General features: G+C 49.6%; 12 protein-coding genes and 1 pseudogene. 7 read left to right on the top strand and 6 right to left on the bottom strand.

Annotated features, from left to right (window positions below):
- Together K4A83_RS23600 and K4A83_RS19820 are read right to left on the bottom strand one after the other, a co-directional pair.
- A partial coding sequence (locus K4A83_RS23600; protein WP_407810207.1) for a helix-turn-helix domain-containing protein occupies positions 1–98 on the bottom strand: 98 nt, incomplete at its 3' end.
- A 38-nt stretch (positions 99–136) separates the two neighbouring features.
- Positions 137–310 carry an AlbA family DNA-binding domain-containing protein gene (locus tag K4A83_RS19820; RefSeq protein ID WP_265266416.1) on the bottom strand — a complete coding sequence of 58 codons (174 nt, stop codon included), beginning with the start codon at positions 308–310 and terminating at the stop codon, positions 137–139.
- Between the two features lie 361 nt (positions 311–671).
- Here K4A83_RS19820 and K4A83_RS19815 point away from each other — a divergent pair, with 361 nt between their 5' ends.
- From K4A83_RS19815 to K4A83_RS19800, 4 genes are all read left to right on the top strand, one after another.
- Positions 672–3,419 carry a DEAD/DEAH box helicase gene (locus tag K4A83_RS19815; protein WP_265266415.1) on the top strand — a complete coding sequence of 916 codons (2,748 nt, stop codon included), beginning with the start codon at positions 672–674 and terminating at the stop codon, positions 3,417–3,419.
- A 336-nt stretch (positions 3,420–3,755) separates the two neighbouring features.
- Positions 3,756–5,027 (top strand): tetratricopeptide repeat protein, encoded by a 1,272-nt coding sequence (locus K4A83_RS19810; protein WP_265266414.1) that lies wholly within the window; start codon positions 3,756–3,758, stop codon positions 5,025–5,027.
- A gap of 152 nt (positions 5,028–5,179) precedes the next feature.
- Positions 5,180–5,413, top strand: a complete 234-nt coding sequence (locus tag K4A83_RS19805) for a DUF433 domain-containing protein (RefSeq protein ID WP_265266413.1) — start codon at positions 5,180–5,182, stop codon at positions 5,411–5,413.
- Between the two features lie 69 nt (positions 5,414–5,482).
- Positions 5,483–6,046 carry a Uma2 family endonuclease gene (locus K4A83_RS19800; protein WP_265266411.1) on the top strand — a complete coding sequence of 188 codons (564 nt, stop codon included), beginning with the start codon at positions 5,483–5,485 and terminating at the stop codon, positions 6,044–6,046.
- 130 nt (positions 6,047–6,176) lie between these two features.
- Here the strand turns inward: K4A83_RS19800 and K4A83_RS19795 are convergent, their stop codons facing one another.
- Positions 6,177–7,037, bottom strand: coding sequence for a rhomboid family intramembrane serine protease (locus tag K4A83_RS19795; RefSeq protein WP_265266409.1), 861 nt, complete (start codon positions 7,035–7,037; stop codon positions 6,177–6,179).
- 111 nt (positions 7,038–7,148) lie between these two features.
- Here K4A83_RS19795 and K4A83_RS19790 point away from each other — a divergent pair, with 111 nt between their 5' ends.
- Positions 7,149–7,592, top strand: a complete 444-nt coding sequence (locus K4A83_RS19790; RefSeq protein WP_265266408.1) for a SufE family protein — start codon at positions 7,149–7,151, stop codon at positions 7,590–7,592.
- Here K4A83_RS19790 and K4A83_RS19785 read toward each other — a convergent pair.
- Positions 7,589–8,110: a transcriptional repressor gene (locus K4A83_RS19785; protein WP_265266407.1), complete on the bottom strand. Its 522-nt coding sequence runs from the start codon at positions 8,108–8,110 to the stop codon at positions 7,589–7,591. The two genes, K4A83_RS19790 and K4A83_RS19785, sit on opposite strands and share 4 nt — an antisense overlap.
- A gap of 240 nt (positions 8,111–8,350) precedes the next feature.
- On the opposite strand from K4A83_RS19785, the gene lepB reads away from it, so the two are divergent.
- Positions 8,351–8,914 (top strand): signal peptidase I, encoded by a 564-nt coding sequence (gene lepB / locus K4A83_RS19780; RefSeq protein WP_265266406.1) that lies wholly within the window; start codon positions 8,351–8,353, stop codon positions 8,912–8,914.
- Here lepB and K4A83_RS22890 read toward each other — a convergent pair.
- Together K4A83_RS22890 and K4A83_RS19775 are read right to left on the bottom strand one after the other, a co-directional pair.
- Positions 8,911–9,063 (bottom strand): annotated as a pseudogene (locus tag K4A83_RS22890) (DUF2256 domain-containing protein). The gene lepB and the pseudogene K4A83_RS22890 overlap by 4 nt on opposite strands.
- Before the next feature lie 247 nt (positions 9,064–9,310).
- Positions 9,311–9,706, bottom strand: coding sequence for a response regulator (locus K4A83_RS19775; RefSeq protein WP_265266405.1), 396 nt, complete (start codon positions 9,704–9,706; stop codon positions 9,311–9,313).
- Between the two features lie 190 nt (positions 9,707–9,896).
- Here K4A83_RS19775 and K4A83_RS19770 point away from each other — a divergent pair.
- On the top strand, positions 9,897–11,433 hold a 1,537-nt coding region (locus K4A83_RS19770; RefSeq protein ID WP_265266404.1), incomplete at its 3' end, for a DNA gyrase/topoisomerase IV subunit A.

Raw genomic sequence — 11,433 nt, 5'->3', positions numbered from 1 at the left:
TAGTTATAAACCGAACGACAAATACCAAGCCACTCATTGATAACGGCGGCTTGTTCTGGTGTCGGACGCAACTTGTATTGATAGGAAAGAATGAGCATCTTACGAAATGCAAGTGATTCTCTTAATTATATTACGATTAAGAAAAAGCCGTCCTAGAAGGACGGGGCTTTAGACCCAGGGTTTTTGGTAAATCATTGGCAAAGGCGCAAATGGCTTGTCTAATTTTTTTACTATCAGCAATGGACGCTTTGCGCTCAACACGATCCGATTCCAAATCATTGAACCATTTTTCTAACTCGTGAGCATCCATTATTTTAGCTGTCCGTACTATAGGGTTTCCAAATCATTGATCAACTCTCAGAGAAGTTTCTCATAATACTTCAAGCTCCTTGTAACCCTTGTATACTGTTCCCAGATCCGGTGTTCCTTTTGCTTTCCCTTGTGGATGACAAAACTCAAATGGAAACGCTATAATTGAACCCGACTAAATTCTAGCAAATAACCGAACTGGTAGGCTTTCAACAACACTTAACCCCAACGCTATCCTAACCCGGCTTGATCACTGGAGTTTAGGAAAGCTCCAAAGTCCCTACCCATAGCACTCCCGCACTGTACCCCTTGTGGTCAGCGTTGGGAGAGTGTCAGAATAGGAAGTTGTTGAGCAACTTTCCGTGAGCATTTCCTTGAGTTCTAATCATCTCGATCCCACAATCCTATTCCCCTTCCCACTAGACCCTTTTCAGCAACAGGCGATCGCCGCGTTGGATGGCAATAAGTCTGTGGTGGTTAGTGTGCCAACGGGTTCCGGGAAAACTTTGGTCGGAGAATATGCCATCCATCGGGCCCTACGCCGAGAGAAACGGGTTTTTTATACTACCCCCCTCAAAGCCTTATCAAATCAGAAGTTTCGGGATTTTCGGGATAAATTTGGGGAACAGTCTGTAGGATTGTTGACCGGAGATGCTTCCTTTAACCGCAATGCCCCGGTTTTAGTGATGACGACGGAAATTTTCCGGAATATGCTCTACGGGACTCCCATTGGTCAGGTGGGAACCTCTCTAGAAGGGGTGGAAACTGTGGTGCTAGATGAATGTCACTACATGAACGATAGCCAACGGGGTACGGTTTGGGAAGAGTCGATTATTTATGCTCCCCCTAAGATTCAATTAGTCGCCCTCTCGGCCACCATTGCCAATGCGGATGAACTCACGGAATGGATTTCCCAAGTCCATGGGAAAACCGAGTTAGTTCAGTCCAATTTCCGCCCCGTTCCCCTAGAATTTTATTTCAGCAATCAACAAGCGCTCTGTCCCCTCTTAAATGAGTCTAAAACCGGGATCAACAGTCGGCTAAAAGGCAAAGGGCGACGGAATCCGAAACAACGAATCAGACGGGAAGATTGCCCCACGGTGGTGGATGTGGTGCGGCAACTCCACGCCCAGGATATGTTACCCGCCATTTACTTTATTTTCAGTCGTCGGGGTTGTGATCAAGCGATGCAGAGGGTTTATGAACTCACCCTCCCCCGGACTAAACGCCACCCCGAGGACGAAGAAGCTCCCCTGATTCTCATTACCCCGGAGGAGGCCATCCTGCTTAAAGAACGCATTGAAGCTTTTTTAAGCCTCAATCCTTCGGTACAAAGTGCGGTGGGACGGCAATCGGTACTCGAAGCACTGTATCAGGGCATTGCTTCCCACCACGCGGGCATTTTACCCGCTTGGAAAGCGCTAGTTGAGGAATTGTTTCAAGAGGGGTTAGTGAAGGTGGTATTTGCCACAGAAACCCTCGCGGCCGGGATTAATATGCCTGCGCGGACTACGGTGATTTCGACGATCTCCAAACGCACCGATCACGGCCACCGTCTCCTGACGGCCTCGGAATTCCTCCAAATGGCAGGTCGGGCGGGTCGTCGGGGCATGGATGACATGGGTCATGTGGTGACGGTGCAGACTCCCTTTGAGGGGAGTAAAGATGCGGCGAGTTTAGCCCTGAAAACCCCGGATCCCTTGGTCAGTCGTTTTACCCCCACCTACGGCATGGTGTTAAACCTCCTACAAACTCACTCCGTTGATGAGGCGAAGGATTTGTTAGAGCGGAGTTTTGCCCAATATACCGCCACTTTGCGCTTGTTACCGGAACAACAGGCGATCGCAGAACTGACGACGGAATTGGCGAAACTGGATATAGAACTGGCTCCGGTGACCGATCAACTTCTGCAAGAATACGGTAAACTCAGCGAACGATTACGAGAAGAACGGCGCTTACTCAAAACCCTACAACACCAAGCTGAAGAAACCCGCAGCAAGGAAATGGCGCGTCAACTGGATCATCTCGGCACGGGGAGCATTGTTTATATTAAAGGCAAAACGGCCGGCTCTCTACTCCCGGCTGTTCTCTACGCCCAAGCACCGGGGCGGGGTCAAGCGCCCTATCTGATTTGTTTGGGGCGGGATAATCGTTGGTATGTGTTGTCCTACCATGATTTGATTCAGGTGGATGGTCGCTGTCTCTCCCTCTCGGTGTTAGATCCCCTGACTCCCCCCCCGGAATTGCCCATCAAACGGGGTCAACACCGCAAGGGGGAGGAAATCAGCGCGGCCGTGGCCCAACTCCTGCCAGACCAAAGCCCGGAGGTGCCGGAAGCGCCGGAGGTACTGGAACAGGCCGCCCGTCTGGAAATGGTGCAGGAACAACTTCACAATCATCCCCTGAATCAATGGGGGAAACCGAGTAAGTTGATTAAGCGCCATCAACACCGTTTAGATTTACGGGCGGCTTTGCGATCGCGCCAAGAAGCCTTTAAACAACACCAAACCACCCACTGGCGAGAGTTTACTAATTTAGTGAAAGTGTTGCGGGAGTTTGACGCTTTAGACCAGTACAGACCCACCGCCCTCGGACAAGCGGCCGCAGCCATTCGGGGAGATAATGAACTGTGGTTAGGGTTAGTGTTGTTGTCTGGTTATTTGGATGATTTAGACCCCCACCATTTAGCGGCCTTGGTCTATATTTTAATCTCAGAACCCCCCCGTCCTGATAGTTGGTCGAATTATCTCCCCAATGCGCCCTATTTGGAGGTAATGGAGGAGTTAATGCCCCTGCGCAAGCGGTTAATTAAGTGCCAACACCGTTATAATGTCGTGCTTCCGGTGTGGTTGGAACAGGAAACGGCTTTACTCAGTAGTGTGGTGGAACGTTGGGCGCTGGGCATTGAGTGGGACGAACTCTGTGATAACACCAATTTTGATCAAGGGGATTTAGTGCGAATGTTGCGCCGGACGTTGGATTTTCTCTCCCAGATTCCCCACGTGCCGGGGGTGTCTAACAGCTTACAACAAAACGCCAGACGGGCTATTCAGTTAATGGAGCGCTTCCCGGTGCAGGAGATGGCTGGCTTAATGGAGGAGCTTTCCTGAGAAGATTTACACTCCCGAAGCGTAACTACGAACCCATTGGGCGCTGAAGCGCAACTACGAACCTCGTTGGGCGCTGAAGCGCAACTACGAACCTCGTTGGGCGCTGAAGCGCAACTACGAACCTCGTTGGGCGCTGAAGCGCAACTACGAACCTCGTTGGGCGCTGAAGCGCAACTACGAACCCATTGGGCGCTGAAGCGCAACTACGAACCCATTGGGCGCTGAAGCGCAACTACGAACCCCTATTGGGCGCGGTAGCTTAACCTCCCGGAAAGGAGGATACACTAGAAACGCGATAGGATACTCTCGAACAACGGGGAGAAGGGGGGAGAAGTCATGGCAGGGAAAAGGCAATTGCTCATCTGGGGACTGACGATCAGTGGACTGTTGATGGGAATGCCGGGGATGGCTAAAATGACGGCTACAGGCATCGATTGTGAGGGTCTGGAGCCTCCCCCAGAACTCACGACAACTGGTCATTACATCCAGCAGGGGGATCTCCGTTTGTGTGCTGAAGACTGGGACGGCGCGATCGCCAGCTATCAAACGGCCGTCTCCTTGGCGGAAGAAGACCCTTCAGAACAAGCCATTGCCTTACTCCGTTTAGCCCGAACGTTAGCCCTAGGAGAGGAGATTGATGTGGGCTTAATGGTCGCCACCTATCGTCAGGCAATAACTCTAGATCCCCTATATGGCTATAGGTTAAGCGATCGCGATTTTTCGCCCCTCGGAGAACCTATCACCGATGCCGGACTCATCGGAGAAGCACACCCCGCCCCCAGAACAGCCCGAGAGTCAATCGAGGCCAGCGCCTACTTTGAAACAGGGTGGTTCTTCGCTCGCCAAAAACGTTGGCTGCGAGCCATTGAGATGTACCACAAAGCCATTGAACTGAGTCCAAACTTTGCCCATGCCTACAATGGTTTGGGAGAAGCCTTGTTTTGGGTACAACGCTATGACGAGGCACAACAAGCCTTAGAGCAAGCCCTAGGCTTAAATCCTGACCTAGTTTGGGCCCACTATCACCTTGCCCATTTACTCACTTGGAAATATGAGCGAGACGCTGGGTTTGACCATTTCCGACAGGTGATTGACTATCACACTGGACTTGATCCTCTGGGAGAGGATGTGAAAAATGCCCTCGCCTATGGTTTGATGGGGGATGTCTTTATGGACCAGGGAAACCCTCCTCCAGCTTTGGAAGCCTATCAAAAGTCCCTCGCCCTTTTCCCCCAAAACAGTCGGATTCATTTCCGTTTAGGGGTGGTGTTGTGGATGGGGGGCAACTTAGAACAAGCTCAGATGGCTTTTCGTGAGGGGATGCGTCTCCTGCCCGATGAAGAGATCCCCCGTGACGATACTATGGCCTTAGACCTCGCTCAGGCCTTCATCCTCGAAGAACAATGGGAGAAAGCAGAGGAAATCATAAAAACGGTAATGGCGCGATCGCCTGACCTCTTCCGCGCCCAAGATATGTGGCAATCTTTACCCACCTATCCCGGTTTTCCTCAACAGCAAGAGAGTCGGGAGCGGGGGAGCAGAGGGGCAGGGGAGCAGGGGAGCAGGGGGGCAGGGGAGCAGGGGGAGTCGGGAATAATTGATAATTGATAATTGACAATTGATAATTGACAATTGTCAATTATCAATTCCCTTGTTGAGTCTAGCGTTGGGCTTTTTCAGCAGACCCTAGCTAGAATAGTAGTCACTTCCCTTAGCCCTTGCTGAACTTAAATAAAATCAACCCTTGCGCTTTTCTCAATATGACATTCACCCTAGATAATCCTGTAACTTGGCAATACCTAGAAATTGATGCTCAACATCAGGCAAAAATTGCCAATAGTCGCCTTTCAGTTTCCCAACTGATTCAAGAAAAACACGCCCACGGGTGGAGTCCAGAAGAACTGCACTTTCAACACCCAGAAATTTCCCTGGCTGCCATTTATGCCAGACTTGGAGAATTGGAGGATTTCGCCAATCAAGTTGTTTTTGTCTGATCTAAATTGTCACCCCTTGATCGATTAGAGTCAAACCGATGAACTTTGTTGTTTGTAGCAAAAAATCCCATGCTCACCCTCAACCTCACCCATGAAACTTTCGAGCAACTCTGCCAGCAAAACCCCGACCTGCGCCTTGAACGCACCGCCCAAGGAGAACTGATTGCCATGTCCCCCGCCGGAAGTGAAACCGGAGCTTATAATGCGGATCTGCTCGGTCAACTCTGGCAGTGGAATCGACAGAGACAGCTAGGAAAAGTATTCGACTCCTCCGCCGGATTTACCCTCCCCAACGGAGCCATCCGCTCCCCCGATGTCGCTTGGATTGAACAAGCCCGTTGGGATGCCCTCAGCCCAGCAGAACGCCGGAAATTCGCCCCTCTCTGTCCCGATTTTGTCCTAGAACTCAAATCTCCCAGCGACGACCTCGCTACCCTCCGGGCGAAACTGGAAGAATACATTGACAATGGCGCACAATTAGGCTGGTTAATCGACACAGAAAACCAGCAAATTTACGCCTATCGTCCCGGGCAACCCCCCCAAGAATTCAACCGCCCAGACACCCTCTCCGGCGACCCCATCCTCCCCCATTTTGCCCTTGATCTCACCGTCCTCTGGGGGTCAGGTTCGTAGTTGCAGGTTCGTATCCCCCCTAGCCCCCCTTTGGAAGGGGGGAACCGGAGGGAAGGGGGAATCGTGGGGAAGTCCCCCTTTAGAAGGGGGATTTAGGGGGATTCTGCTTAACTGAGGGGGGAAACTCACCCTAACGCCAGACCAAAATATCTAGAACCGAAACAATTACACTGGCCAGAGTTAGGAGCAAACAGGCGATCGCAATTCCTTCCCCCCATCTCCCCCAACGGTCCTCGGGATGGAATCCGGGGAGTTGGGTGAGTATATATCCCCCCAGAAACCCCCCTAAATGCCCCCAGTTGTCCACGTTGGGCATAATCACCCCAAAAACAAACAACACCACAGCATAGGATAGAGCTTTGCGTCGCAGGTTAGGATTGCGCATTTTCTGCCCATAGGACACCAGCGCCCCAAATAGCCCGAAAATAGCCCCAGAAGCCCCCACAGACAACTGCGCCCCATGAAAGAGGGCTGGAGCATCTAAGAGATAAACCCCCGCTACACTGCTTAAAAAAGCCCCTGTGATGGCCGCGCAGGTATAGATCACCACCAAACGACTTGCCCCGTAAACCTGACCCACACCCGCCCCCAAATCCCTCACCCACAACATATTGAAGACGATATGTAACAAGCTGCCATGTAACCAAGCGGCACTTAAAACCGTCCACCAGCGCCCTAATTCAAAAACCGGAATCGCTCCCGTGGCCCCAAAGAGGACTAAAGCAACGGTATTGGGGGCTAAAAAATTCATCATCCCTGTCCCCCCAATGTTTGATCCACTGAGGATTAGGGTGGCAATGTAGAGGATTGTACAGCCCCCAATGGCGATCGCAATAAAACGCTGGTGAGTTAACCACCGTTCCGAGGTTGTGGGTTCATCGTGCCAAAAAATACAGCCACAATGGGGACAAGCTGAGACATTCCGGTTAATCCATTGCTCACAAACGGGGCAACTCATAACCTCCGATGATTCTGGGAGGGATTCTTTCATGAAATCTTAAACTTAAACAATTGAACTTTGAGCAAACTTTTTCTCTGCCGGATCAGGAGTGTTAAGATCAGTAACGAATCTACAAGATAGTTTAACGAAACTTACGACCTCATGTCATCGACAGCTAAACCCTTACCCCCAACACTGGATAAAATTGTGCAACGTTTCAAGCGCCGCACAGACCCTAAACAACGCTATCAACAATTGCTCTGGTATGCCAACCGCTTGGACCCTATGGCAGACCAAGATAAAACCCCAGAAAACAAAGTACATGGCTGTGTCTCCCAAGTGTTCATCACGGCCGATTTAGTCGAGGGGAAAGTGATTTATCATGGGGACTCTGATGCTCAATTAGTCAAGGGATTAGTCGCCTTACTGATTGAAGGACTCAATGAACTAACCCCCGAAGAAATTCTAGCTGTTACTCCAGATTTTATCGAGGAAACGGGATTACGAGTAAGTCTCACCCCATCCCGTGCCAATGGTTTCTACAATATTTTTCAAATGATGAAGAAAAAAGCACTAGGGTTTCAATTGGCCAGTCAACAAGCCTAATTTTCTTCGTCTTCTAGGGGGGTTTCCGAAATCACCCTAGAACAAGACCAATTACTGGGTAAGGCAGAAGGCCAACCTAAACGCAACGCTTCAGGACAAATAGTCATTACTGTTAATTGACAGTCAATCAATTGAAACCCAAATTTTTCCACTTGTTTGAGACTATGTTTTAAAATCGAATCATTATTAAATTCGGTGGTTTTATTACATTGAATACAGACCATATGATGATGGTGGTGGGGATAGGGTTGATTGAGTTCATAGTGTTTATGCCCTTCTGCCAGTTCCAATTCCCGTAAAATCCCCATCCGTGCCATAAGTTTCACACTGCGGTAGATGGTCGATAAACTAATAGTCTCCCCTCGTTGATCCAAAAGTGAATATAATTCCTCTGCGCTTAAATGGTTGCCTCGGGGCAAATTTTGAAAAACGTGGAGGATTTTTTCTCGTTGGGGTGTTAAGCGCCAGCCTCGGGAGTTTAATTCTGCTTTTAAGGTGTTGGCGGTGTAAGGAAGCATAGGATTCTCAGGTAAAACGACTTGTTGACAAGCATAGCCCTTTTTCGGGATAACTTGCAACAAGTCCTGATAATTGAGAATTATTAGCAAATATCTGAGCGGGTGAACAGGGATGAGTGAATAACTCAAGCTGTGGACTGCCGAACACCCAAGCGTTGTGTCTCTGGACTTTTCCCTGCTCTTCAGTCAATTACAGCCCGCAGTGGATATATTAGATAAGGACAATCAGGAGAGAAACTGGTGAGCGAAAAGCAGGACAAACCCACTAATGTCTGGGTCGAAATCGGCTCTATTGTAGGGACGAGCATTGTTTTAGCCTTAATTATCCGGACTTTTTTGGGGGATGTTCGCTATATTCCCTCAGAGTCGATGTTACCGACGCTGCAAGTCAATGACCGTCTAATTATTGACAAGGTGACGTTACGTTTCCGCACTCCTTACCGGGGGGAAATTATCGTGTTTTATCCTCCTGATACGGCGTTGAAATGTGATCCGACTAAGACATTACCCATCCGAGATGCTTATATTAAACGGGTGATCGGTTTGCCGGGAGATAAAATTGAGGTGACAGGGGGACAGATTTTTGTCAATGGGCAATTGTTGACAGAGAATTATATTAACGAGCCGCCTAATTATGAGGGGACTTTCCCAACTGTCCCGGCTGATTCTTATTTAGTATTAGGAGATAATCGCAATAAAAGCTGTGATTCCTTTGTGTGGGGGGTTGTTCCGGCGGAAAACATTATCGGGCGGGCGATGGTGCGCATTTGGCCTTTAAACCGTCTCGGGAGTCGGTTTGATTAATGGGCTTGAGAACGTCGTCTGCGACAGCGATCTGAACAGTATTTAACCTCATCCCAGCAATCCGCCCATTTTTTGCGTCAGGTGAAAGGGCGATCGCATACCGGACAGATTTTGCTAGGGAGGTCAGATTTTTTCCGTTGACGGGGCATGGTCTGCAAGGGATAGATAGAGTCTATGGCTTCGCGCCTCTTTTCATGTTGGCGCGACTTTTACTAGAGGGGCGGGGTGTTCTGGGTGAATTGTTGCACCTTGATTAGGATTTCTTGACTCGTTTCAACATGAACACCTTGCCTAGTATCCCCGATTAGGACTAAGATACTATAAAAGAAACCAAGGAAAAAGAATCATCCTCCCAGAATTGAGGGATGAGCTTTTTCCTTTTGCGCTTGGGTCGTTCTACTGAGGTAAGAGGGTGAGGATTTGATTCACAAACCCTTGATGGTCAACAACAGGCTTAGAAATATAGCCATCGGCTCCACTCTGTTTAAGAAAAGTTTCGCGATCGCCTTCCATGGCATGGGCTGTGACCAGAATAATTGGCAAATGAGCCGTATTGGGATCAGCCTTCAGCATTTGGGTAATTTTGATCCCATCCACGGCTTTTCCTTGATAGACACTGTGAGCGAGGGATACATCCATTAAAATAATATCCACCTCCCCCGCTTGGGCGGCGCGCATCACTTCTTCTACATCTTCCGTCCCACGGACTTCCAAGCCTCCCCGTTTGGTGAGAATCTTAGAAAAAACGCGAAGATTGATGGGATCGTCTTCTACAATCAAAACGGTTGTCATAGGTAATTATCCGAAAAATCAGATGCCACTCGACTCAAATCAAAACCAGTACTCAAAGTTACCTTCTGTAATATTCCCATTACAGGGGCAATCCGTCATCATGTCCAACAATAACAAGTAAACTACCCCACCCTGCCGTTGGCGAGGATGGAGCGTCCTGATTAAATTACAGACAAGGAAACAAAAACTCATGGTAAAACAGTTGAACCTGTTACAGACCGGAAAAATCATCCCTACAGCACTCCATGCAGAAATGGAACGGTCTTATCTTGAATATGCCATGAGCGTCATTGTTGGTCGAGCCTTGCCCGATGTCCGAGACGGGCTTAAACCCGTTCACCGTCGTATTTTATACGCAATGCACGAATTAGGGTTAACGCCAGACCGACCTTTTCGCAAATGCGCCCGGGTCGTAGGGGATGTACTCGGGAAATATCACCCTCACGGAGATCAGGCGGTCTATGATGCCCTAGTGCGGATGGTGCAGGATTTTTCCTCTCGTTATCCCCTACTGGCTGGACATGGCAATTTCGGCTCGGTCGATAATGACCCTCCGGCCGCCATGCGCTATACAGAAACCCGCTTGGCTGAAGTTGCCCATCAAGCCATGTTGAGCGAAATTGGCGAGGCAACGGTAGACTTTACCAGCAACTTTGACAATTCTCAGCAAGAACCTGTCGTTCTGCCGGCCCAACTGCCTCTATTATTACTCAATGGTTGTTCTGGGATCGCCGTAGGTATGGCCACCAATGTTCCGCCCCATAATTTGGGAGAGTTGGTGGATGGTTTAATTGCCCTGATTGATAAGCCCGATTTACCCGACGAGAAACTCTGGGAAATCATCCCGGGGCCAGATTTTCCCACGGGGGGACAAATTCTGGATAAAGAGGGGATTCGGGAGGCTTACCGCACCGGACGAGGGATTATTACGGTGCAAGGGGTGGCGAAAATTGAACGGGTGGATCTGGGCAAACGGCGCAAAAATACTGGGGTGATTGTGATTACAGAATTGCCCTTTCAGGTGAATAAAGCGGGCTGGATTGAGAAAATCGCCGATTTGGTGAATCAGGGAAAATTAGAGGGGATTGCTGATATTCGGGATGAGAGCGATCGCGAAGGAATGCGCGTGGTGGTGGAAGTCAAGCGGGACAGTAACCCCAAGGAAGTCTTACGTCAACTTTATAAACAAACGGCCCTACGGAGCAATTTTGGGGCAATTCTGCTCACCTTGGTGGATAACACCCCCTGTCAGTTGAGTTTACGCCAAGTCTTAGATGAGTTTCTCAAATTTCGAGAACAAACCTTAACCCGTCGCTATGGTCACGAGTTGGAACAGTGCCAACGGCGTTTACATTTAGTGGCAGGCTTATTAGCGGCGTTAACTCAGTTAGACCTAGTGATTGATTTATTGCGTCATGCCCCCGATGGCACCACCGCTAAAGGGGAATTACAGGTGCGCCTAGGGATTAGTGAAACCCAAGCCGATTCCATTTTAGCCATGCCGCTCCGTCGTTTAACCGGGCTGGAACGTCAGAAACTCGAACGGGAGTATGAGGAGTTACAGCAAAGGATTGGGGAGTTAGAACGGTTATTGGGCGATCGCCACGAACTCCTAAAATCCCTGAAAAAAGACCTCCGCACCCTCAAGCGGAAATTTGGCGACGAACGCCGCACCAAAATTATCACCCCCAGCGCCGCCCATCCCCACCCTCCCAAATCCGCCCCCC

This window comes from Spirulina subsalsa FACHB-351, from assembly GCF_026130165.1.
Lineage (GTDB): Bacteria > Cyanobacteriota > Cyanobacteriia > Cyanobacteriales > Spirulinaceae > Spirulina_A > Spirulina_A subsalsa_A.
This window is presented reverse-complemented; position numbering and strand designations above follow the sequence as displayed.